General features: G+C 37.8%; 25 protein-coding genes. 13 read left to right on the forward strand and 12 right to left on the reverse strand.

Annotation, left to right across the window (positions count from 1 at the left end):
- Positions 1-128: 128 nt before the first annotated feature.
- Positions 129-323: a hypothetical protein gene (locus NSQ61_RS00565; RefSeq protein WP_311066419.1), complete on the forward strand. Its 195-nt coding sequence runs from the start codon at positions 129-131 to the stop codon at positions 321-323.
- Positions 324-527: 204 nt separating this feature from the next.
- Here the strand turns inward: NSQ61_RS00565 and NSQ61_RS00570 are convergent, their stop codons facing one another.
- A complete protein-coding gene (locus NSQ61_RS00570; RefSeq protein ID WP_066248936.1) occupies positions 528-713 on the reverse strand; it encodes a YhzD family protein in 186 nt (61 codons plus the stop codon).
- A 179-nt stretch (positions 714-892) separates the two neighbouring features.
- Here NSQ61_RS00570 and NSQ61_RS00575 point away from each other — a divergent pair, with 179 nt between their 5' ends.
- The 4 genes from NSQ61_RS00575 (at position 893) to NSQ61_RS00590 (ending at position 6,412) form a co-directional block, all read left to right on the forward strand.
- Positions 893-2,131, forward strand: coding sequence for a metallophosphoesterase family protein (locus NSQ61_RS00575; RefSeq protein ID WP_340805648.1), 1,239 nt, complete (start codon positions 893-895; stop codon positions 2,129-2,131).
- 13 nt (positions 2,132-2,144) lie between these two features.
- Entirely contained in the window at positions 2,145-5,123 is a 2,979-nt protein-coding gene (locus tag NSQ61_RS00580; RefSeq protein WP_340805650.1) for an ATP-binding protein, read from the forward strand.
- A gap of 80 nt (positions 5,124-5,203) precedes the next feature.
- The gene (yhaM, locus tag NSQ61_RS00585; RefSeq protein WP_066248928.1) at positions 5,204-6,148 is read left to right on the forward strand and encodes a 3'-5' exoribonuclease YhaM; all 945 of its coding nucleotides are present in this window, start codon (positions 5,204-5,206) and stop codon (positions 6,146-6,148) included.
- Positions 6,149-6,217: 69 nt separating this feature from the next.
- Positions 6,218-6,412 (forward strand): sporulation YhaL family protein, encoded by a 195-nt coding sequence (locus NSQ61_RS00590; protein WP_063387307.1) that lies wholly within the window; start codon positions 6,218-6,220, stop codon positions 6,410-6,412.
- 272 nt (positions 6,413-6,684) lie between these two features.
- On the opposite strand, the gene NSQ61_RS00595 is transcribed toward NSQ61_RS00590, so the two are convergent.
- Positions 6,685-7,521, reverse strand: coding sequence for a peptidylprolyl isomerase (locus NSQ61_RS00595; protein ID WP_066248925.1), 837 nt, complete (start codon positions 7,519-7,521; stop codon positions 6,685-6,687).
- A 209-nt stretch (positions 7,522-7,730) separates the two neighbouring features.
- Here NSQ61_RS00595 and NSQ61_RS00600 point away from each other — a divergent pair, with 209 nt between their 5' ends.
- Positions 7,731-7,817, forward strand: coding sequence for a YjcZ family sporulation protein (locus tag NSQ61_RS00600; RefSeq protein WP_063387309.1), 87 nt, complete (start codon positions 7,731-7,733; stop codon positions 7,815-7,817).
- A 63-nt stretch (positions 7,818-7,880) separates the two neighbouring features.
- On the opposite strand, the gene NSQ61_RS00605 is transcribed toward NSQ61_RS00600, so the two are convergent.
- Positions 7,881-8,060, reverse strand: coding sequence for a hypothetical protein (locus NSQ61_RS00605; RefSeq protein WP_066248923.1), 180 nt, complete (start codon positions 8,058-8,060; stop codon positions 7,881-7,883).
- Positions 8,061-8,183: 123 nt separating this feature from the next.
- Here NSQ61_RS00605 and NSQ61_RS00610 point away from each other — a divergent pair, with 123 nt between their 5' ends.
- Positions 8,184-8,522, forward strand: coding sequence for a DUF1878 family protein (locus NSQ61_RS00610; RefSeq protein ID WP_063387310.1), 339 nt, complete (start codon positions 8,184-8,186; stop codon positions 8,520-8,522).
- Here the strand turns inward: NSQ61_RS00610 and NSQ61_RS00615 are convergent.
- The 8 genes from NSQ61_RS00615 to NSQ61_RS00650 form a co-directional block, all read right to left on the reverse strand.
- Positions 8,506-9,108 (reverse strand): HTH-type transcriptional regulator Hpr, encoded by a 603-nt coding sequence (locus tag NSQ61_RS00615; RefSeq protein ID WP_066248920.1) that lies wholly within the window; start codon positions 9,106-9,108, stop codon positions 8,506-8,508. The genes NSQ61_RS00610 and NSQ61_RS00615 overlap by 17 nt on opposite strands.
- Before the next feature lie 295 nt (positions 9,109-9,403).
- Complete coding sequence (locus NSQ61_RS00620; protein WP_063387312.1) at positions 9,404-9,769, reverse strand: hypothetical protein; 366 nt, start codon at positions 9,767-9,769, stop codon at positions 9,404-9,406.
- 319 nt (positions 9,770-10,088) lie between these two features.
- Complete coding sequence (locus tag NSQ61_RS00625; protein ID WP_063387314.1) at positions 10,089-10,616, reverse strand: tryptophan transporter; 528 nt, start codon at positions 10,614-10,616, stop codon at positions 10,089-10,091.
- Between the two features lie 82 nt (positions 10,617-10,698).
- A complete protein-coding gene (serC, locus tag NSQ61_RS00630) occupies positions 10,699-11,778 on the reverse strand; it encodes a 3-phosphoserine/phosphohydroxythreonine transaminase (protein ID WP_063387315.1) in 1,080 nt (359 codons plus the stop codon).
- Between the two features lie 130 nt (positions 11,779-11,908).
- Complete coding sequence (locus tag NSQ61_RS00635; RefSeq protein ID WP_063387316.1) at positions 11,909-12,331, reverse strand: HIT family protein; 423 nt, start codon at positions 12,329-12,331, stop codon at positions 11,909-11,911.
- A 694-nt stretch (positions 12,332-13,025) separates the two neighbouring features.
- Positions 13,026-14,237, reverse strand: a complete 1,212-nt coding sequence (locus NSQ61_RS00640; protein WP_144597112.1) for an ABC transporter permease — start codon at positions 14,235-14,237, stop codon at positions 13,026-13,028.
- Complete coding sequence (locus NSQ61_RS00645) at positions 14,221-14,970, reverse strand: ABC transporter ATP-binding protein (protein ID WP_063387318.1); 750 nt, start codon at positions 14,968-14,970, stop codon at positions 14,221-14,223. Before NSQ61_RS00645 ends, NSQ61_RS00640 begins: the two co-directional genes overlap by 17 nt.
- Before the next feature lie 111 nt (positions 14,971-15,081).
- Positions 15,082-15,588: an antibiotic biosynthesis monooxygenase family protein gene (locus NSQ61_RS00650; RefSeq protein ID WP_066248912.1), complete on the reverse strand. Its 507-nt coding sequence runs from the start codon at positions 15,586-15,588 to the stop codon at positions 15,082-15,084.
- A 133-nt stretch (positions 15,589-15,721) separates the two neighbouring features.
- On the opposite strand from NSQ61_RS00650, the gene NSQ61_RS00655 reads away from it, so the two are divergent.
- From NSQ61_RS00655 to NSQ61_RS00675, 5 genes are all read left to right on the forward strand, one after another.
- The gene (locus NSQ61_RS00655; RefSeq protein WP_066248983.1) at positions 15,722-17,833 is read left to right on the forward strand and encodes a transglycosylase domain-containing protein; all 2,112 of its coding nucleotides are present in this window, start codon (positions 15,722-15,724) and stop codon (positions 17,831-17,833) included.
- A 127-nt stretch (positions 17,834-17,960) separates the two neighbouring features.
- Complete coding sequence (gene hemE / locus NSQ61_RS00660; protein ID WP_144597114.1) at positions 17,961-19,001, forward strand: uroporphyrinogen decarboxylase; 1,041 nt, start codon at positions 17,961-17,963, stop codon at positions 18,999-19,001.
- Between the two features lie 41 nt (positions 19,002-19,042).
- The gene (gene hemH / locus NSQ61_RS00665; protein WP_340805653.1) at positions 19,043-19,981 is read left to right on the forward strand and encodes a ferrochelatase; all 939 of its coding nucleotides are present in this window, start codon (positions 19,043-19,045) and stop codon (positions 19,979-19,981) included.
- Positions 19,982-19,993: 12 nt separating this feature from the next.
- Positions 19,994-21,412: a protoporphyrinogen oxidase gene (gene hemY / locus NSQ61_RS00670; RefSeq protein WP_340805655.1), complete on the forward strand. Its 1,419-nt coding sequence runs from the start codon at positions 19,994-19,996 to the stop codon at positions 21,410-21,412.
- 278 nt (positions 21,413-21,690) lie between these two features.
- Positions 21,691-22,704, forward strand: a complete 1,014-nt coding sequence (locus NSQ61_RS00675; protein ID WP_063387323.1) for a LacI family DNA-binding transcriptional regulator — start codon at positions 21,691-21,693, stop codon at positions 22,702-22,704.
- Between the two features lie 61 nt (positions 22,705-22,765).
- Here the strand turns inward: NSQ61_RS00675 and yhfH are convergent, their stop codons facing one another.
- On the reverse strand, positions 22,766-22,897 hold the full coding sequence (gene yhfH / locus NSQ61_RS00680; protein WP_065095529.1) for a protein YhfH: 132 nt from the start codon (positions 22,895-22,897) through the stop codon (positions 22,766-22,768).
- A 103-nt stretch (positions 22,898-23,000) separates the two neighbouring features.
- Between yhfH and NSQ61_RS00685 the strand changes: the two genes are divergently transcribed.
- Positions 23,001-23,738 (forward strand): MBL fold metallo-hydrolase, encoded by a 738-nt coding sequence (locus tag NSQ61_RS00685; protein WP_066248904.1) that lies wholly within the window; start codon positions 23,001-23,003, stop codon positions 23,736-23,738.
- Positions 23,739-23,907: the final 169 nt, after the last annotated feature.

The raw sequence follows: 23,907 nt of genomic DNA on the forward strand, positions 1-23,907 counted from the left end.
TATTCTCTACTTGCTTTTATTTTTAGGACTTCTTGGACAGCCTCTGATAAATCTGTTTCATCATGTTAGCTTTAAATTAATGGGATGATATTGAAGGGGGCTCTGTGAACAAAATGGGAGATAATAAGATGTTCATCATAATTGGAATAGTCGGTCTTTTAGCTATTACTTTTTCAAATTTAGTTCTTAAACATGATGTCGTCGCGACCATTATTAGCATTGTTGTGATCGGGATTTTAGTGAGCTCCAGAACCAAAATCATCCTAATTTTTGAGAGGCAGTTTTGGAAAGAAAAATGCCCCCCACAAAATGCAGGGGACTAGGAAAAAACTGATTTTAGATGCCCACTACAATTTTTCCACACGGGTAAATGGCTAAAAAGCGTCATATCCATTTAGATATTTTAAATTAGCCTCATAAAATTTGGGGAGCAGGATGAATATAGCGGGCGGCTTATGCCGCGCAGTATTTTTGTTGTGAAAGACTTCCCCTGTCATTGTTTTGTGGACTGTCAATCCTGTTAAGTTTTAGCGATGAAATAAAACAAGCCGACCAGAAGAAGTAACTAAGCGATGCGCGGTATTTAAACATTGATGCTCCTTCAATATTTCTGAACCGATTTCTTTTGCCTCTTGTTCTGAATTTGCTTCAAACTTTTCATTTAAAAGCAGTTCTCCTTTGTTTGTAAACGCAGTTAAAAAATATGTCGGCATTTCAAACATCCTCCTTTTTTAAAAAATATATTTCTTTTTCCTGAAAAAAAATCCTTTCAGCTTTTTTTAAAAAATTTTTTGGCAGGGGCCCGGGTACCGGGATGTATTTTTTCACATTAAAATGATATAATATGGAAAAGCAAACGTACGTTCCGGAAACAAGTGAAAAGAGGGAGACTATGACTCGCCGCATAACATTTATACATACGGCAGATTTGCATTTAGATAGTCCGTTCACAGGGCTTGAGCATTTGCCGGAAAGCATCTTTAAAAGAATTCAAGAAAGTACTTTTACGGCATTTGAACGTGTAATTGAACTGGCGGCAAAAGAAAAAGTCGATTTTATACTGATCGCAGGAGATTTGTATGATGACGAAGACCGCAGTTTGAAAGCCCAGTTGAGATTAAAGAAACAGTTTGAACGGCTCAATGAAGAAGGCATCCAAGTTTTTATTATTTTTGGAAATCATGATCATACAGGAGGTAATTGGGTTCATATTCAATGGCCTGAAAACGTTCATATTTTTTCCGATCGTGATGTAGAATGTATACCGTTTGTCCGCGACGGAAAGGTTTTAGCCAACATTTACGGCTACAGCTATCCAACTCGTTCGGTTACAGAAAATATTGTCTATAAATTTCAAAAAAGAAGCGAAGCGCCGCTTCATATCGGTCTTCTTCACGGCACCGCGTCAGGGACGGAAGGACATGAGCCGTATTGTCCTTTTACGATTCAAAATTTATTGGAAAAAGATTTTGATTATTGGGCTTTAGGACATATACATAAACGGCAAATTTTACATCGTTCCGACCCTCCGATTATTTATCCGGGAAATATTCAAGGCCGCCATAAAAAAGAAACGGGAGAAAAGGGAGTGTATCTTGTAGAATTAGCAGAAGGCGGGAAAAGCGCGTACCGATTTGTGCCGGTATTTGACATACTTTGGAATGAAATCAAGCTCTCTGTAAATGAAATAGCTGCTGTTGGCGAGCTGCATGATCATATTCGAGCGGTAAAGGAACAGCAGAGAAGAAATGGCTCGGCTCTTTTGACAATTATGCTAGATGGAGCTTCATCATTGTTTTGGGATCTTATGGATCAGGATCATTTGGATGAGCTTGCGCAAATATTGAATGAAGAGGAAGAAGGAAAGAACGAATTCGTTTGGATTGTTTCCATTCAACATCAAATCGTGCCGAGCGACGACTTTTTCTCCTCCTCTTACATTTCGAAAGATTTTGAACAAATTTTGGATCATTTTCATCAATTTGACGAAGCGATGGGGCCTTTATATAAAAATCGTTTATTTCGGCGTTTCTTTCAATCTTTCACAGAAAATGAAAAAGAAGAATTGATAAAAGAAGCGAAAACAATGATTTATTATGAGCTGTTTAAACAAGAATGGAAGCGGTCGTAAAAAAGGTGATAAGATGAAAATAAAAGAACTGCACATTTATGGCTACGGAAAATTTGCAGATAAAAAAATTTCATTTTCGGATCATGGCATACAAGTCATTTACGGTTTAAATGAAGCCGGAAAATCGACGCTGATGTCTTTTATCCACAGCATGCTGTTCGGATTTCCCGTTAAACAGCATCCAGATAAACGGTTCGAACCGAAAGCGGGCGGAAAATACGGCGGGGCATTAATCATCGAATGTGAAATTTACGGAACAGTAAAAGTGGAGCGCGTAAAAGGGAGAGCCGCAGCGGGGGATGTAACTCTTTATTTTCAGGATGGACGGACAGGAGGGGATAAAGAGCTGGCTGAAATTTTAAAAGGAACCGACAGACCAACATATCAAGCGATTTTTTCCTTTGATTTATTCGGGCTGCAAAAAGTGTATGAGCTGAATCGTGAGAAGCTGGGAAAATATTTATTTTTAACAAGTGTATTCGGGTCTGATCAGTTATATCGTTTAGAGGAGAAACTGCAGAGAGAGCAGGAGGATTTGTTTAAACCGAACGGACGAAAACCGTTGCTGAACAGATCGTTAAATGAACTGATGGAGGACTTTGCAGAACTGCAACATGCAAAAGAACAGCAGCGCGCTTACAATTTTTTGATCAAAGAAAGGGACAGCTTAGAGAAGCAGCTGAAGGACTGCCAGAACGAGAAGGTGACGCTGAAAACAGAACGGAAAAAAGTGGAAAAACAAATAGCAGTTCTTCCCCTTTTGGAAAGACGGAAAGAATGCTTGCAGCTGTTAAAAGATTTTCCTGACGGCATTCAATTCCCGGAGGACGGGTTTGTTCGACTGGAAAAGCTTTCGGCAAGAAGAGACGAAGTTTTAGAACAGCTGGGAAGGGTGCAGGAAAAAGAAAAGGGGATCGAGGATTCCTTATCAGCCTTGAAGATCGACGGCCGTCCAGCTGACGAGACAATATTTGAGGAATTAAAAAGTCAATTTCCCCTCATCCAAAAACAATTAGAAGAACAAAAACTTTTCATTGTTCAACAACAAATGCTGGAAGGACAGATTCATGAGGAGCTCATCTATATTTTCGGCCATCAAGATGAAAATGCTATAAAAAAAATCGACACATCTGTTCGCATGAAGGAAAAAATAAAGGATGCTGCGAAGAAATATGAACAATTATTTCAAAGAAAAAAGCTTCTCGATGAACAATATGAGCGTGCCCAATATTCGCTGGAAGAATGTGAGCGCCGCATAAAAGAATACGAATCTTTTCTGCTTGATCCATCTGAAAGGGAAAGATTAATAGAGGAGCAGTCAGCCATAGAACAAGAAATGGCGCAAACGGCCGACAAACATTATTTAAAAGAGCAGATTGCCCAGTTAAAAGCAAAAATCAATGAAAGAGAAAAAAAGAATCGGGAAAAATTAAAAAAATGGAAAATTCTCACTGTATCTTTGCTATCTGTTTTTGCGTTTGCCATTGTTCTTTCGTTCGTTTATAAGAATTGGCTGTTTTTAACAGCGTTTCTTCCATTCATCATTGTTTTCTTTTTCTTCCGTCCACAGGATGATGAGCTGTTAAAGCATTTACAAAATGAGCATGAACAGCTTGTGAAAAAACTTGATAAACAAAATGATTCCCGAATCTTGGAAAGAACGTTGCGTTTGAAGCATATTAAGGAAATATTATGGAAGGATCAGCAAGTCCGCCAAAAAATTGAGATCGAAAAGATGAATTATAAAGGTAAAGAACAAGCTTATGAACGGATTCTTTCGTTATATGATGAATGGGAACATGAAAAGTATCAATTGCAACATTTAATTTTCCCGTTTTATGAACATTTTCAACTTCCGAAAGAAGCCGAAGGATCACAATTGCTTGAGCAGTTTGAACGCATCGCAAGCTGTCAAAAGCTGATAAGAGAAAAAAGAATGTTAGAGGAAAAAGTTCGTTTGTATGAAGAAAACTTAAATCAGTTTAGAAAAAAGTTTGAGCCTTTGTGTGAATATTATAACATTCGTGCCGACTCAATTGAGAAACGCTATTCAGAACTGAGAAGAATAATGGAAGAAAATATAAAGAAACGATCGCAAAAAGAGGCATTGATGAAGCAGCTAAAAGAGGTTCAAGAGGAAAAAACAAAATTTCGTTTGACCTTTCAAAGCATTGAAAGAGAATTAGAGAAGCTGTTTCAGTCAGCCGGAGCAGCAAGCGAGGAAGAATATAGAAAAATAGGAATGCTCAAAAAAGAGAAAGAAAAAATCGAAACCGAATTAAACTGGATTGAAGGGCAGCTGCGAACGAAAGGATTATTGACATCAAGTGATATGAACGATTATCAAAATGAGAGGGCTTTGAAAGAGCGAGAAACATTTCTTGAGGAAAAAGAAGAAGAACTCGAAAAAATGAAGGATTCTATCCGGAAGAAATTAGCGGAAACAGAAATAGAGATTAGAAAAATAGAACTATCAGGTCTATATTCTGAGTTGAAATATTCGTTTGAAATGAAGCGTTCTGCAGCAAAAAAGCTTGCGAAAAAATGGGCGGCAATGGCAGTGGCAAGAGAGATGCTGAAACATACGACGAATTATGTTCGAAATGAAAAAATGCCGAAGTTGTTGCATAAAATGGAATATTTTTTCCGAATAGCAACGTCTGGGGAATACGAAAACATTTATCTGGCGGAGGGTTCGCCTTCTTTCTCAGTGAAAAGGAAAGACGGGCTTGTTTTTACGGCTGAAGAACTGAGTCAAGGAACAGCTGAACAACTGTACACGGCGATCCGGTTTGCGCTGGCAGAAAGCATGCAAAAGAGAATTCATCTTCCATTAATGATCGATGACAGCTTTGTGAATTTTGATCATTTGCGCATAAAAAATATTGTGAGTATCATGAGACAGCTGTCGGATCATCATCAAATGCTGCTGTTTACTTGCCATCAGCATATATTATCTTACTTTCAAGACGAAGAAATCATTTACTTATAAAATATATTTGTCAGACCGTCGCACATTTGGTTCGTATGCTATACTATAAGTTACGAGGCGGAAAGTGGAAGGAGAATACGATGGCTAAAGGAATTATTCATTACAATGTTGGGGAGCAGGTAGATCTTTTTTTGCTGATAAAATCAGTAACAAAAGGTATTGCAAGCAATGGAAAACCTTTTTTAACGTTAATTTTGCAAGACCGTTCCGGGGAAATTGAAGCAAAACTATGGGATGTGAGCAAAGAAGATGAAGAAAATTATCTGCCTCAACAGATTGTTAAAATATTTGGCGATATCCATCATTACAGGGGAAGAAATCAACTGAAAATCCGCAACATCCGATTGGCAGAGCCGCATGAAAATTTAAATGTACAGGATTTTGTAGAAAGAGCGCCATTATCTCAAGAAGAAATGGTTGAAAAAATTACGAAGTACATATTTGAAATGAAAAATCCAAACATTCAACGGATAACAAGATTCTTGATGAACAAGCATCAAAGCGCTTTTCTCTTATATCCGGCGGCGACGAAAAACCATCATGAATATGTATCAGGCCTTGCCTATCATGTTGTTTCCATGCTTGACCTTGCCAAAGCGATTGCTGACTTTTATCCGAGTTTAGACAAGGATTTATTATATGCCGGGGTCATACTTCATGATCTTGGCAAAGTAATTGAGCTGTCGGGCCCCATTTCCACTTCTTATACAGTTGAAGGGAATTTGCTTGGGCATATTTCCATCATGGTAAACGAAATTGGAGAAGCAGCGAAGGAACTTGGGATTTCCGGCGAAGAGGTCGTCATTTTGCAGCATATGGTATTAAGCCATCACGGGAAACCGGAATGGGGAAGTCCGAAAATGCCGATGGTTAAGGAAGCGGAAATTCTCCATCATATTGATAATATCGATGCAAAAATGAACATGCTGGACCGGGCGCTTGAACGAGTCAAGCCGGGAGAATTTACGGAACGGATTTTCGCTCTGGACAATCGCTCATTCTATAAACCGTCATTTCATCGATAGAGAATCATAATATAGAGCCCCTTGCATAAAATGAAATAAAAAAGCTTGTCTATGCAAGGAGGAGATGGAATGACGTTTCTGCCGTGGTGGGTATATTTATGTATTGTTGGAATTATTTTTAGTGCATATATGGCATATAAAACAGCTAAAAAAGACAAAGAAATAGAAGAAATTTTTATTGAGCGGGAAGGAAATGTATATATCGAAAGAATGAAAAAAGAAAAAGAAAAGCGAGCGAAAGAAAAGATGACATCTGCAAATTAGAAACTAAATTGTGTCAGCTTTTCTACTATGCTTTCAATTTCCTCTATCCGACCAGCGGGAGCGCGACGATTTTCGGAAAAACATCATCAAACAGTCAAAAGACATCAGACAAAACGTGAGCTGCTTTAATCCGGATAAAAAGATCCATTGTCAACCCGGCAAAGCTGGTGCAGGTTGATAAAAAAACATTTATATACGCTGTCATGTTTTGAATGCTAAAAAGGGGGGACGAAGCTTTGCTTTTAGTCCCCCTTTCTTCTATATGCCATATGTTAATTTTGGGTTTCAAACAAATCTTTTAGATCTTTGTCGTTTACTTTTACATCTGCGTTTTTAATTGCTTTGTCAATAGCTTCCTGCATCAATGACGGATCAGATATTTTCTGTTTTTTGACATCTTCTTTCAGGCTGTCTTTCATTTCTTCGAATGGTTTTACCGTCTGAGTGATTTTAATAATGTGGTAACCGTATTCTGTTTTAACAGGATCGCTGATTTCTCCTTCTTTTAATTTAAATGCCACATTTTCAAATTCTTTCACCATCTGGCCTTTGCCAAACCATCCAAGATCTCCTCCGTTGGAGGCAGATCCGTCGATCGAATATTCTTTTGCCAAATCCTCAAATTTTTCGCCTTTATTAAGTTTTTCTTTTACTTCTTTCGCTGTTTTTTCATCTTCCACTAAAATGTGGCTGGCGCGTACTTTTCCTTTCAATGAATCATAATATTCTTTTAAATCTTTATCTGTAATTTTAATATTCGCTTCTGTTGCCTTCTTGCGTAGCAAGTCGACCTTCACGATTTGTCTCAAAACCTTGTCTCCGTATTGCTGAGCAATTAAATCGTACTGGGAGCCGTACTGCTGTTTCATTTTTTCGAGCTCTTCATCAATTTCTTTGTCGGAGACTTTAAATTTTTCGCTTAATACTTTTTCATGCACAAGTTCTTGTAAAACATCTTTACCAAAACGGTTTTTCAATGCTTCATAAAATTCGTCCTTCGTAATATCTCCGGCTTTTGTTTCAACGACCGCATCATTTGCACCGTTTGAACATGCATTCAAAGCGAATAAGCTGGCCGTTGCGATAACCGCTAATGCAAATTTTTTCATACTTTACAACTCCTACCTTTTTTTGTCTATCTAAAACAAATATACTCACATTTTGACATGAAACTATATGATTTGCAACTGTTTGTCCAAGTAATGGAAAAATCGTTTCGAATTTGGGTTAAGAAAATTCCAGTAAGAAGGACAAATGCCTATGCGAAAAAAAGAACAGTGCATACGATAACGTAAAGACACAAAAAGGGGGTGTCGTGATGAGCGGAGGATATGGTGGAGGCTTTGCGTTAATCGTTGTATTGTTCATCTTACTAATTATTGTTGGTGCTGCTTGGATCTATTAATGGTTTCAAAAAAGTCGGCAGAAGAGGTTTTCTGCCGGCTTTTTTAATGAAGTAAAAAAACTTTTAAGTAAAGGAAATTTCTATGTATGATGAAATTAGTAAAATGGTAATTAAGACATTAATGGTGCGGAATACGTTTGACTGTTTTTCTTCAGGGAGTTCACGAATGGAACAAAGAGCAGTTGTCAGTTTGTTTATATAAAATAGAATGAAGACGGCAAAAATGATAAAATATAATAGCATTTGAAATCCCCCCTTCCATTCATACCTATTACAATATCAAAATAATGACAAAAAAGATAGGGTTATGGGAAATTTTTGGGGAGTTTTCAGCCCCCATTATGAACCGAAGAAAGATGTGATGGAATGAAAGATTTAGAAAGAAGACTGGAAACTCTAGAATATTATATGTCTTTGTTTATGAAAATGATGAATATTGAAATGTATCCTTTCTACAAGCTCGTGATGGAAAAAGGGCTTATGAAGGAGGAAATAGAAGAGGTTTTTCGCATATGCGATGAATTAGCAAAGGAGCATAAGGAGCAAAAAGCGCAAGGATTTGTATATTTTGAAAATCTCCTTACGCTTTTTGCCGGACAGCTGACGCCAAAGCTGGATGTCAATGAAACGATCGATGCCCTTTATTTACAAGGGCTGTATACTGAATTAATGAAAGACTTAAAACGAACTATTGATTCACTGTAGTTTTTAAATAAGAATGTTCCTCCACATCTTTCTTTTTCTTGATTTTTCCGTCTTCAATGACAAAGTCATTTTCGATATTATTGAATGAGCGTTCAAAAATTGTCATGAAATCGTCTCCGTAAATGTTTCGGATAATTGCTGTAATTTCGATCATTTCAGGAAATTTTCCGTATAGATTTTGCAGCGGAAGCGCGCCTTTCAGAACGGTGTTTTTGGATGGATCATAATCTTCAAGAAGCTTAAGCAGCACTTCCTCTCCTTTTTCTGTTAATTGTATGTAAGTATTTCTTTTATCATTTTCTTTTTTGGAAAATTTTAAATAACCGCGTTCTTCTAATTTTTTCGAAAAGTTGAATGCCGTCGATACGTGCATGACCCCAAATTTTGCGATTTCTGAGATCGAGGCTCCTTTTAAATGATAGGCGATCCATAATATATGATGTTCATTGATGTTTAAATCATATGGTTTAATCCAGCGCTGCCAATCCTTTTCAATGGATTTCCAAAGCGCTTTGCTTAGCTGAGCGACACGCTGGCTGAACAGAAGTGCATCTTTTATCGTATAGCTGTCGAGCGATCTCTTCAATTTTTCCACCTACTTTGTATAATACTAACATTTTTAATATCTTCTATTATGCCAATAAAATAAAGATTTATAAAGATGTAATTTACGAAATTTTTAAATAAATAGTGAAACACTAAAAATAGTACACATAGAAGCGGTAATAAATTTTGCGAAGAATGATGAGAACGATCAAGATTTTCTATACTGTAACAATTTTTCATGATTATAAATTATAGCAAAAAAGAATTGACACCCTGCCAATTCTTTGACATGTTTAATATTTTTAATTGTAAAAGGCTTCCGCAAACTTGAAGCGTTAGTTTCTTTCTTTTTTGATTTGATCTTCTAGCTCTGTTAATTTATCTTTAATCTCTTTTACATGCAGCTCCAAATTTTTTTTATTCGGATCAATTTCCATCTGCCATGCTTGAATGGACCGATTGACATCTGCAGCGACTTCTTTAGCAATTTGCAAGCCTTCTTTCGCTGATTGTGCGATTTGCTTTTTTAACGATTTCCCATCAGATTTCAAGTCTCCAAATATGTTTTCAAGCTTATGCAAATTGCATCTTGTCTTTTTTAAAACATTGCCGTTTCTCGCTTGAGCCGTAATCAGTGCAGCTGCTCCGGCAACAACACCGCCGACGAAAAATCCATATAGAAAAGATTTGCCTTTTGACATTTTTACCACTCCTATAGTTCCTTGTTTTCAAAATCCGTCAATAAAAACATAGCCTTAGTTGAAGATGCATAAACTAAAAGTAAGGGAGGGAAATTATGGCGGGTGTTATTTTTTTATTTTTTATCATTAGCATGTTGTTTCTTGTAGGAGCTTTTTATAATTTGAAGTTAGCCAATTCTGCGAGTTCATATCCTCCAAAACATCTTCTGAAAAAGAGGGCGTCAGTTTTAGCGATTGGCGGATTAACGTCACTTTTAATAGCTTTTCTTCTTTATTATATACAATAATAAAACCCGATCATAGATCGGGTCAATCTGTTTTATTTATTTTCTGATAGAACGTTAGAACGTTTAAGAATGCTTTCAACAATGGGATAAATAATCACCATTGCAATTGTATTGATAACTGTTGCCGGCAATACAACCGCAAGGAACAATGCAGTAAATCCGGCGCCTCCTGGGAGACCTACAAGTAAGAGCGCTGCTAAAAGAAACACTGTGCCGGAAATTAATGTTCCTATGACTGTTAAAATTCCCGCCCTTGCTATTGCTTGTTTGAGTGGTTTTAAGGCTAGAAATAGAAAATATATTAAAAATGCCGTCAAAATTTTATCAATAATATTCGGAACGAGTCCGCCGGGAAAACTGGTTGTCAATCCGGATAATATGCCAGTTGCAATGCCCAGCAGACCGGCGTTTGTCATCCCAGGAAACAAGAAAATTCCTAAAAACATCATCAACAGCATCATATCCGGCTTCATCCCGTTAAATATGGGCGGCACAATCGCATGAAGAGCAACGCCGATGGCGACAAATAAAGATAAAATGACTAATTCTTTCGTTCTCATCTCTAAACTCTCCTCTTCTGTTCTCATCTTTAATAAACTTTCCACTATTATAGCGTATGATCGTTAAAGTTAGGATAGGCTTTTAATGTTTTTTTCTGAATTCTTTCATAAACTGGGCGAGCTTTTCACATGCTTCAATCGTTACCGCATTATAAATGGATGCACGGCAGCCACCGACAGAACGATGACCGGATAGACCTATTAATCGATTTTCTTTTGCCTCTTGAACAAACGCTTTTGTCAATTCATCAGACGGCAGCGTAAATGTTACGTTCATGAATGAACGGCTTTCTTTTTCTGCATGTCCTTTGTAAAAGCCATCGCTTTCGTCTATAGCGTTATATAATATTTGAGCTTTTTGTTTGTTTCTGCGTTCAATTTCAGCTACTCCGCCTTGTTCTTTTACCCATTCCAACACTAGAGAAAGCATGTAAATGGCAAAGGTCGGTGGAGTGTTATATAAAGAGTTTTTGCTTGCATGTGTTTGATAGCTCAAAATAGTTGGTACATTTTTATTTGCTTTTTCAATTAGATCTTTTTTAATGATGACAACAGTGACTCCGGAAGGTCCTAGATTTTTTTGCGCCCCTGCGTAAATGAGATCGAACTGTTCGATATTCAGCTCTCTGCTCAAAATATCGCTGGACATATCCGCAATCAGCGGTGCATTCGTGCTTGGGAACTCATGCCATTGCGTCCCAAAAATTGTGTTGTTTGACGTAATATGCAAATACGCAGCATTTTGGAGCGAATTTGCCTCGAATTGTTTTGGGATGTGTGTGTAATTTGACTCTTTGCTTGATGCCAACACATTTGTTTCACCAAATTTTTTTGCTTCGCTTAACGCTTTTTCAGACCATGCTCCGCTTAAAATATAATAGGCGATATTTTCATTATTCAAAAAATTCATCGGGATCATGGCAAATTGCAGACTTGCCCCGCCTTGTAAAAATAACACATCATACGAATCAGGGATATTAAGCAATTCTTTCAATAAGCTCTTGGCATTGTTGTGAACCTCATCATACGCCTGGCTCCGATGGCTCAGCTCCATGACGGACATGCCTGTATGATTGAAATTCAACAGCTCGCCTTGAGCTTTTTGTAATACTTCGACTGGTATAGCTGCTGGTCCTGCATTAAAATTGTATACTCGATCCACGATTCGTCCTCCTTTTAACACATTTATAAAAACATCCTATCATGAAAAAAGGAGAGGGGAAATAAAAAATTTTGTGTCGGTTAGAAAACAGTAAGGATCCTGTTGTTAGGATCCTTTAGCCGTTTATTTTTTATTGCAATCCGCCTTTTATTGTTTCAGCAAGCTGTGCAAGATCTTCTGGAGTATAATCATTTTGATGGGATTTCCATACTATGCCTAAACCATCTTCTTTTCCGTGCCGAGGAATTATGTGCATATGGTAATGAAACACTGTTTGACCGGCTTCTTCGCCATTGTTATTGATTAAATTTAATCCTTTTGGATTCAATTGTTTTTTTACCGCCTTTGCGACCTTCGTAACAGCTTCAAAAAAGTTTCTTGAGATGTCAGGTGTGAGCTCGAAAACGTTTTCTTTATGTACTTTTGGGATGACGAGTGTATGTCCTTTCGTTACCTGCATAATATCCATAAAAGCTAGAACGTGTTCATCCTCGTATACTTTTGCACAAGGAATTTCTCCGTTAATAATTTTACAAAAAATGCAATCGCTCATAATAACACTCCCCGCCATTTTTTTCTTTATTTTACCACGTGTTGAAAATGAAAGAAAACATAAAAAGGAACGAACATAAGTCCGTTCCTTTGAAGAGGGGTTTCAATGCACATGTTAAAAAAGCGATTTAAAAGTGTCTTTCGTCAACACCCCATTTTCAAATAATGAATGGTATTCCTTTTTGACACTTTAAACTTTTGTTAGAACACGACATGAAAAAATTTTAATGACAAACACCTGTTTAAGTGTGTGGTCACCCTCTTCAGTCAATAGCATACCCACTAATTTATTTTTTATGTTGTGTAAAATAAAAAAAATTGAGCGTTTTTTGATGATAAACATCAAAAGGCGTTTAACTCCTCGGGAAGCTCTCAGCATTGTCATGAAATTTTTTTTAAAAAATTGGCGGCATAAGCCAAAAGCGTTAAGTCAAAAAACCGTTTGCTCTAAAAAAACAATCCGGCGCCGTAAGAGAAGATTGGCTTTGTGAAATGTTTTTAGCATTCGCAGCCATCTGTCAAAACAGATTAGCTTGGAAAATGAACGCTTTTCCTCACGATCCAAATGAAAAAGAGCTTCCTGTTGAAAATAAATTAGGACGCTTCCTTAAATGCCATAAAGTTTATTCAAACCGTCCATGAAAAACGATAAAAAACAGATGTCCAAGAAGATTCTTCCGTTCCGTTCCATTCCTTTATCGTGCCAAAAACTTTCCCGAAAAGTACATATAAACAAAAACATATGCAAATAACGCATTGACTGCCAGTTGGACGCCGACAAATAAAATATTCGTTTGCGTTAATAAAACAATGGTAAGAACGGCTAGCTCAATGAAAAGAATGGTAAAAAGAAGGCGTAAAAAGCTTTTTTTCTTTACATTTTGTGGAACTGGATATAAGTCAGCGATAAAAAGAGCATCATAATGCTTGTATAAGCTCGTTAATTGAATTCCGGTTAGGAAGAGAACAGCTGCCGGCAAAATGATGCAAGATACAAGTGACAAAGGCAAAAAGATGCTGACAATAACACCGATCATCAATAAGCGGATAAACAATCCGAAATAATCTCCTGAACGAATGAAGGATCTGGAAAACATATATAAAAATACATTTGATTGCTTGTAAGGGATGAAAGACAAAATCCAGTCCATCCATTTCCGTCTTTTTGCTTCAGCCTTCAGTTTCGGCACATCAGTAAACATATTGGCCAATCTATAAAATGATTGCAATTTGCGATTTTCCTGCAAAATTAAAAATTCCCACTGCAGCGTTTTGTTCCTCGTTATCTTGAAGAAATAAATGGTTACCAATGCCATCATGCCGTAAATAAACAGGGACAGTATGCTTTCCTTAACAGCCAAATAAATTACCGTGAAATTGACAGCATATCGGACAAACTTATCCATTATCTGGGATAACCGCTCCGGAAAATGCGTCATTTTCCATTGAATCCACAAATTCCAATATTTAATAACCGTAAGCTGGAAGATAAGGAATAAATAGTTGATGCCTTCACCTTCACCGCTTTGAAAATATAAAGGTGCAAGAATGATTAGGCATACGATCATTTGGACAGTCTGAAGGATATAGCTGTATATAAAAGCACGCTGAAAATAATGGTTTAATCCTTTTTCCATAGGCAGTAAAAAGATGATGTCAGGTTCTTTTAACAACGTGCGCACTTGCGAAAAAGTTACCGTTAATGCTAACAAGAGTGCCATTAAGAATGCTGATGGAAAATGAGGTGGGAGTTGATCAAGCCATTGCTGATACGCATAGGCTCCTCCGCCTAATAAAAACATAATCACTAAAAGCAGATGATCGTTCAGCATATAACGCAAGTATGTTTGTGTTTCTTTTATATGTGCTGCCAAACGGGCAGGCCAAATATCATTGATTGATCTCATCGTCTTGCTCCTTTGTCAGCCGAATATAAAGATCGTCCAATGTTGCACCAGGCATATTGAATTGCTCCTGCAGCTCAAGTTTAGTTCCTTGAGCCCGGACGGTTCCGTTGTGCAAAATCACAAAAGTGTCACAAAACCGTTCTGCATTTGCTAAAATGTGGGTTGACATTAAAATGCCAGCACCTTGTTTTTTCGCCTGATTCATGAGATCAAGCAGGGCGTGAATGGCTAACGGATCCAGCCCGACAAACGGTTCATCAATTATGTAAAGGGATGGCTGAACTAAAAAAGCGCACATAATCATGACCTTTTGTTTCATCCCTTTAGAAAAATGTGCCGGAAACCATTTCAACTGCTTTTCCATTCGAAATGTTTTTAAAAGAGGATCGAGCCGCTCGTTAAATGTCTCTTCACTGATCCCGTGCGCCATAGCCATCAATTGCAAATGCTCAAATAACGTCATTTCTTCGTATAAAATAGGGGTTTCAGGAACAAAACTAAATTGCTTTCGATATTGCACCGGATCTTCCTGAAATGTTTTGCCGTTAATTTTAATAGTCCCGTCACTTGGCTCCATCAAACCGATGATATGCTTGATCGTTGTGCTTTTCCCCGCACCGTTTAATCCAATTAAACCGACCATTTCATTTTCGTTTACAGTGAATGAAACATTTTTTAAAACAGGCTTATTTGTGTACCCGCCGGTAATCTGATCTACTGATAATAAAGTCATATTTTCCGCCTCTCCCCTTTATTTTTTTAAAATTAAATGAGGCTTAATGTATTTAGCCGTTTCAACGATTTTTGCATGTTTTGATCCATTCTTCTCTCTTTCCATTTTAAATCATTCCTTCTCATCTTTTACAATATAATATTTCTTTACTCGGAGTGGAGAAGGAAAAATGAGTTTATCGCTCATCCCTAAAGCTTTTTTAAAGTGGTTAGCAAAAGCTTCGTTTTGATCCCATTTGTTAAAATCTTGTTCTGTCTCCCATAAAGTGAAAATGATATAAGTGTTTTTGAAAAGAGGGCGGAGAACTCTTAAGGCAACAAAGCCCGAATGGCTTTCAATGAATCGAGATAGCTCTTTAAATTGCTGTTCAAATAGAGGTTTTCCTTCATCTGTAACAGATATATAGGTAAACACGGCAAACCCTCCATCGCTGCAGATGCTTCCTCTTTTATCAATAATTTCATATTTTTTGGGTTCTTTAAAAATTGTTGTTCCTTTTGTTTCATGCATAAGGACGGCGCTTTCACCGTCATGCATGAATAACATGCATTCTGCTAGATTATTTTTTTTGATTTTGCTTAAATATTCAATAGTGCCGAAAGCTATATAAACATTCATAACAGTCACCTCGCACGAAAATCACTTGATAATTTGCGAAAAAAGTTAAACATGTTACATACTGTATCCAAAATTATACAATACTAATTATGGGAGTTAAACAGAGGTGAAAACATTGTTGAAAAAAATAAAGATGATCTCGGGAATCGTTTTAGCTGCTGCTGTGTTAAGTATTATCGCATACTTTGCCATGATTTGGATAGGCGCTATCGTTGTGGATGAAAAAAAGCTTGTTTTGCATTCTGCGACCTCTTTGATCGATCAAGAAGGACGGCCCATTACGAAATTATATTTAGAAAACAGAGAGATCATCGATATTGATAAAGTTCCGAAGCATGTACAAAATGCTTTCATCGCTGTTGAAGATAAAAGGTTTTATGAGCATCACGGCATTGATTTTCGGGCAATTTCAAGGGCGCTGTTCAAGGACATTGCTGCTTTCAAAAAAGTAGAGGGCGGCAGTACAATCACCCAACAGCTCGCCAAAAATGTTTTTTTAACAAACGATAAAACGGTTTTGAGAAAAATGACAGAAGCTATCATTGCCATTTATCTTGAACAGAAATATAGCAAAAGAAAAATTTTAGAGATGTATTTGAATCAAATCTATTTTGGACATGGCGTATACGGCATCCAGTCTGCATCAAAATTTTTTTTCAATAAAGATGCCTCTGAACTGACTATTGAAGAAGGGGCGCTGCTAGCCGGCCTGCCGAAGGCTCCAGCAGCCTATTCTCCGATTTTGCACCCAGAAAAAAGCTTAGAAAGAAGAAATGCGATATTAACCTTAATGGAGCGCGAAAACTATATTTCTCCGGAGCAAGCTGTCAGAAGCCAGGGGAAAACATTAGGTCTGAATATTCATAAAACGGAAGATAAGCCTTGGCTGTCCGCCTATATTGACATGGTATTTGAGGAAGCGGAAAATAAGTATCATCTTTCAAATGAAGAACTCCTAAAAGGCGGATATAAAATTACCGTTCCGATCAATATCGATGTTCAGGAAAAAGCATTCAAAGTTTTTAAAGAAAAGGCTTATTTTCAAGGTACGAAAGATGATGCTCAAGGCGCTTTTATTTTATTAGATAATAAAACAGGCGGTGTGCTCGCTGCGATCGGCGGGCGAAATTATGTTTCCAAAGGATTTAATCGATTGACAGCGAAGCGCCAGCCGGGGTCAACGTTTAAGCCGATAGCTGTGTATGCTCCGGCAATGGAGGAAGGACTTTTTCAGCCTTATTCTCTTCTAAAAGATGAGAAATTGGATTATAAAGGATACTCTCCAAGCAATTACGATGGACGTTATGATGGACATGTAACCATGTATGATGCGCTCATTCATTCAAAAAATGCTCCTTCTGTATGGGTGCTCGATAAGCTTGGAATCGATAAAAGCAAAGAGTATTTAGAGAAAAACGGGATTTATATTGAGGATAAAGGACTGGCGATTGCTTTAGGAGGACTAAAGTACGGCGTGTCGCCGTTTGATTTGGCAAATGCATACAGAACTTTTGCCAATAATGGTCAATACAGCAAGCCGTATTTCATACAAAAAATTGTGAATGCCAACGGCGATGTAGTGGCAGAAGTAAAAAAACAAAAATATCAAGTTTTTTCTCCGCAAACCTCGTGGAATATGACGAGGATGCTGGAGCAGGTTGTTAAAGAAGGAACTGCCAAAGCGGGACAATATGAAGGAGCTTTAGCTGGAAAAACGGGTACGACATCATTTCCTGGAAAAAAGGGCGCCGTGATGGATGCATGGTTTGTCGGATATACTCCTGACGTGACGGGGGCAGTGTGGATCGGATATGACCAGACAGATGAAGAACATTTTTTAAAGGGTGGGAGCGATTATCCAACGAAAATGTTTAAAAATATTTTAAGCGGTTTGAAATTTGAGGAAAAAACATCCTTTACGATTCCGAAAAAAGTGAAAGATTTAGAAAAACCAATCAGGCTTTCACGAATCCCTTCGCTTTCCGCCACATATCAATTTCACGCACTTCAATTATTTAAAGTGACATTAAAATGGCCTGCTCAAGATGATGACCGGGTCGTATACCGAATTTATGAACGAAGCGGAGAAAGCAAGAAATTGGTCGGATCTGTAAAGGGAAAAGGAGAATATGAAATACCGTATATTAACATTTTTTCAGAGCATTTTTATCAAGTTGTCCCTTATAATCCGCAAACCCATCAGGAAGGGGAAGGTACTGATTTTGTCAGCCCGCGCTGGGAATAACAAAATGCTGGAAAGATCTTTCGTCGATTTTATGACATTTCCCTTATATTCCTATACAATCGGGCACGGGAAGAGGTATAGTTTAAAAAGAGTATTAGAAAGGAATCGTTTTTAAAGGGGGATTTACATGGATAGGAAGAAAAGCTTTAATGATACTTTTTTAAAAGCGTGCAGAGGCGAAGCGGCGGACTATGTTCCTGTTTGGTATATGAGGCAAGCCGGGAGATCCCAGCCTGAATACCGGGCGTTAAAAGAAAAATACAGCTTATTTGAAATTACACATCAACCAGAGCTTTGTGCATATGTCACTAGACTTCCTGTCGAGCAGTACGGGGTTGATGCCGCAATTTTATATAAAGATATTATGACGCCGCTGCCTGCCCTTGGAGTTCAAGTTGAAATTAAAGCGGGAACAGGGCCTGTTATTGAAAATCCGATCAGGTCGCTGGAGGATGTAAAAAAACTTGGTGAAATTCATCCTGAGGAAGATGTTCCATATGTTTTAGATACGATTAAGCTTTTAGTCAATGAGCAGCTGAATGTTCCGTTGATTGGATTTGCCGGAGCACCATTTACTCTTGCCAGCTACATGATTGAGGGAGGCCCTTCCAAAAATTATAACAAAACAAAGGCATTCATGTATGCTGAACCAGAAGCTTGGTTTCTTTTAATGGAAAAGCTTGCCGATATGACCATTACATACGTGAAAGCGCAAATTGACGCAGGGGTTAAAGCGGTGCAAATTTTTGATTCATGGGTCGGAGCATTAAATGCTTCTGATTATCGATATTATATTAAGCCGGTGATGAACCGCATTTTTTCGGAATTAAAGGAAAAAGAGGCGCCGCTTATTATGTTTGGAGTGGGAGCAGGACATTTAGTAAAAGAATGGAATGATTTGCCTTTAGACGTGATCGGTTTAGATTGGCGTCTGTCGATTTCTGCTGCCAGAGAAATGGGGATTTCCAAAACATTGCAGGGAAATCTTGATCCGGCAGTTTTGCTTGCGCCGTGGGATTTTGTGAAAGAACGGGTAAAGGCTATTTTAGAAGAAGGAATGAAACAGCCAGGTTTTATTTTTAATCTTGGACATGGCGTCTTTCCACAAGTAAAACCGGAAACCTTAAAAAAATTAACGGAATTTATTCATGATTATACGCAAAAATAGATCGAATAAAATGATCAACTTGAATTTTGGAGGTGCACGTAATGTCGAAGAAAAAAATGGGTTTGTTAGTGATGGCATATGGTACACCATATAAAGAAGAGGATATTGAACGCTATTACACCCACATTCGCCATGGAAGAAAGCCTGATCCAGAAAGTCTGGAAGATTTAAAAGAACGATATAAGGCGATTGGAGGCATTTCTCCTCTTGCTAAAATAACAGAAGAACAAGCGAAAGGCTTAGAAAAACATTTAAATCAAATTCAAAATGAAATAGAATTCCATATGTATTTAGGATTAAAACATATTGAGCCGTTTATTGAAGATGCAGTTGAACAAATGAATAAAGATGGAATCACTGAGGCGGTCAGCATCGTTTTAGCTCCGCACTATTCGACCTTTAGCATTAAGTCGTACAACGGCAGGGCAAAGGAAATTGCAAAAAAACTCGGAGGGCCTTCCATCACTTCTATCGAAAGCTGGTATAAAGAACCGAAATTTATTGAATATTGGGCTAAACAAATAAAAGAAACGTACGCGAAAATGACTGAAGAAGAACGGGAAAAAGCTGTATTAATTGTTTCAGCACACAGTCTGCCGGAAAAAATTGTTCAATTAGGGGATCCTTACCCAGATCAATTACAAGAAACAGCTGAATTAATTGCAAAAGAAGCCGGAGTGCAGCATTTTGCTGTTGGCTGGCAAAGTGAAGGCAATACTCCGGAGCCGTGGCTCGGACCAGATGTTCAAGATTTAACAAGAGATCTGTTTGAACAAAAAGGATACCGGACGTTTGTTTATGCTCCAGTAGGTTTTGTGGCTGATCACTTGGAAGTTCTATACGATAACGATGTCGAGTGCAAGGCAGTAACAGACGAACTTGGAGCAGCTTATTATCGTCCAGAAATGCCGAATGCAAAACCTGAATTCATCGATTGTTTAGCTACAGTCGTGTTAAAACACTTAGGAATGTCAAAATAAGAAGGAGATTTTATGGGAAGAAAAAAAGTAGCAATTGTTGGCGGGGGAATAACTGGGCTTTCAGTTGCGTTCTACTTGCAGTCAGAAATTAAAAAAAATCATCTTCCAATAGATGTTGTGCTGATTGAAGCGAAGCCGCGATTAGGAGGAAAAATAGAAACGATAAAAAGGGACGGATTTATCATTGAAAGAGGTCCGGATTCCTTTTTGGAGCGAAAAAAAAGCGCTACGCAGCTTGCAAAGGACGTAGGGCTCGGAGATTATTTGGTGAACAATGACGTGGGGCAATCTTTTGTCCTTGTCGGCGACAAGCTCCATCCGATCCCAAAAGGAGCGGTTATGGGCGTGCCAACAAATATTGCTTCTTTCGCCACCTCCGGTTTGTTTTCGTTAACTGGCAAGCTGCGGGCTTCGTTTGACCTTTTCCTGCCGAAGAAAAAAGTGGACGGAGATCAGTCATTAGGCGGATTTTTTGGCCGCAGGCTCGGCAGCGAAGTGGTTGAAAATTTGATTGAACCGCTTCTTTCCGGGATTTATGCAGGAGATATTTATAATTTAAGTTTATTAGCAATCTTTCCGCACTTTTATGAAATTGAACAAAAGCATCGCAGTTTAATTTTAGGAATGGCCAAGCAGGCGCAAAAGTCTAAACAAAAACAACAACAGGAGCAACATAAAGGGATTTTTCAAACCGTTTCAACTGGTTTGCAATCGATTGTTGAAGCAATAGAACGCCAATTGGATCATACGGTAGTGAAAAAAGGAATAAAAGTTTCGGAGATTAAAAAGGAAGATGATCTCTACCATTTGGAATTATCTGACGGAACTGTTGACAAGGCGGATGCGATAGTCATTACCGCTCAGCATGATGCTATTCCATCTATGTTTCCGAATGAGCAGCAAACACTCGCTTATTTCAAAAAAATGCCTTCAACATCTGTTGCAACCGTTGCAATGGCTTATCCGGAAGAAGCTGTTCAGCTGCCCGCAGATGGAACGGGGTTTGTTGTTTCGAGAAACAGCGGCTATACGATTACTGCTTGTACATGGACCAACAAAAAATGGCCGCATACTGCTCCGAAGGGCAAAACGCTGCTAAGAGCGTATGTTGGAAAAGCAGGAGATGAAGCGGTTGTTGACGAGCCGGATGATGTGATCATTCAAACCGTTTTGGATGACTTAAATCGATTGATGCCGGTAAAAGGAGAACCGATTTTTTCTATTGTTACAAGATTGAGGGAAGCAATGCCTCAATACATTGTCGGACACCTTGACAACATAAGAAATATAAAAAGTATTATGGGGCAAAAATACCCCGGAATATATTTAACGGGTGCTTCTTTTGAAGGATTGGGGATCCCGGACTGCATTGATCAAGGTAAAAAAGCGGTGAAAGATGTTCTTCAATTTTTACATTTGGGACAAGCTTAAAAGGCAGGCTTGTCTCTTATTTTTTCAGAGGAGGCATCCATTTTAGCAAGTTTTGACGCTTCCGACTTCTGATCTTTAAAACGCCTTGGTTGGTTCCCATTGTTTAAAGTCCGACAATTCAAATTGAAGAAAATATATATTTGTTGAACAAGTTAGCATTTCTGTTTTTTTAGAAAAAGCGATCTGGAAAGATATAAAAAATTCATTGCACATCTGTTGACCATTGATCTATAATCAAAAGAAAATCAAGGGATCCCAAATTTTTTGGAGGAATGAAAGTGGCTACAATTGAAGATGTGGCAAAACTGGCTGGTTTATCGAAAACGACAGTTTCAAGGGTGATAAATAATCAGCCTTACGTATCGGAGGAAAAAAAACAATTAGTGCTAGAAGCAATGAAGCAATTAGGGTATGTACCTAATTCTTCAGCTAGAAGTTTAAGAAATCAAAAAACTGAAATTATTGCTGTCATTATTCCTAGGGTTATGAACCCGTTTTTTGGACAATTTGTTGAATCGCTGGAAATCGTTGCGTCTCAATACCATTATCAATTGATTGTTTGTCAAACGTTATATTCAGCAAAAAAAGAATTAGACTATTTAAACTTGTTAAAAACGAAACAAGTAGATGGAGTGATTATGACGACATTGCTAAATGGCTGGGAGGCTGTTGAGCCGTTTTTAGAATACGGTCCGATTATTTTATGCAACGAATTCGATGAACAGGCAAATGTCCCGATGATTCATATGGATCAAAACTACGGAGGGTATGTTGCAACTAAGCATTTAATCGATCAAGGATACAATAAAATTGCTTTTTGCTGCGGAAATGTAAACAGTAATGTTTCGAGAGCTAGGGAAGAAGGTTTTCGAAAAGCACTTCGTGAAGCCGGATTGTACCTTCCTGAGCAATATATTTTCCGAAATGTATTTACATTTGAAGACGGAAAAAATGTCTTGAGGAAAATGATGGAGATGGTTGAAGCTCCAACGGCAGTCTTCACAGGTTCTGATGAAGTGGCAGCCGGGATGATTTCTGAGTCAAAGAGACTTGGCGTCCGTGTCCCGGAAGAATTAGCGGTCGTCGGGTTTGACAATCAGGCTATAACTGAACTGATGGAGCCTATGATTACGACGGTTAATCAGCCGGTGAAAGAAATGGGTCATTTAGCAATGGAAGTGATGATGGAAAAAATAAAAACGAGACGGTATAAAGAGAGAGAGGTGCATCTTTTGCCTCTTACATTAATTGTAAGGGATTCTTCAAAGCTAGCCAATTACAATGTGTATTAGTACAGGTTAAGAGAAGAGAAAAAATATTCAGGCAATTCTTTTTAGAATTGCCTGAATAAATTTATTTTACATGTAAGCAATGATTGCATTTGTTCCCGTAGCATTCGTGCTGTTCTTCAATTTCTTTTCCGCATTCAATACATTTTTTTCTTGGCAAGTTTCTAAAAAATTCAGTGATTTTTTGTCCTAACATTTTTTATCCCCCCGTGCTGTTGTTATTAACATTGTATTATAACAGAATTAAAAATGTCAATACTGTTTTAAAACATTTTTTCTTATTGAGGAGGATAAGGGTGATGAAAGTAACAGTTGTAGGGTTCTGGGGAGGCTATCCAGAAGCGAATGAGGCTACATCAGGCTATTTATTTCAGGAAAAGGGGTTTAACCTGTTAGTTGATTGCGGAAGTGCTGTATTATCACAACTGCAAAATTTTGTATCACTTTCAGATTTAGATGCTGTGATCCTTTCTCATTATCATCATGATCATATTGCAGATATTGGACCGCTGCAATATGCAAGACAAATTACCGGCATGCTGCAAAAATCAAACAAAATTTTGCCCATTTACGGACATAGCCTTGATACAAAAGAATTTGACAGACTCACACATTTGAGTGTGACAAAAGGAATTTCATACGATCCTGATCAATCGATTTCGATCGGTCCGTTTACGATTACATTTTTAAAAACAGATCATCCTGTTGACTGTTTTGCCATGAGATTTACTTCAGGACATAAAACGGTTGTATACACGGCAGATTCAAGCTTTAAAAATGAATTCATTCCATTCAGCCAAAATGCGGACTTGCTTATATGCGAATGCAATATGTATGCGAATGAAGACGGCAAAAAGTTTGGGCATATGAATTCCCACGAAGCTGCGACAATTGCTAAGGAAGCAAATGTAAAAGAGCTTTTGCTGACTCATTTGCCTCATAAAGGCAATCATGAAGAATTGATAGAAGAAGCTAAAACGATTTTTAATGGATCGATCAAGCTGGCTAAAACAGGGTTGTCGTTACATATTGATTAAAGAGAAATTATATTAGCAAAATTATGGGACAGCCTTTTGCCGAACATTTCATAAACTTAAAGCTACTTCCAAACTTCATTTTGATAGAATAGTGTTCCATTTTCTGTAAGGATGCAGTATGTTGGCATCCTTATTTTTTTGGAAAATTCGTCAGAAAATAATTGAAAAT

It is taken from the genome of Aeribacillus sp. FSL K6-1121, from assembly GCF_038003725.1.
Classification (GTDB): domain Bacteria; phylum Bacillota; class Bacilli; order Bacillales; family Aeribacillaceae; genus Aeribacillus; species Aeribacillus composti.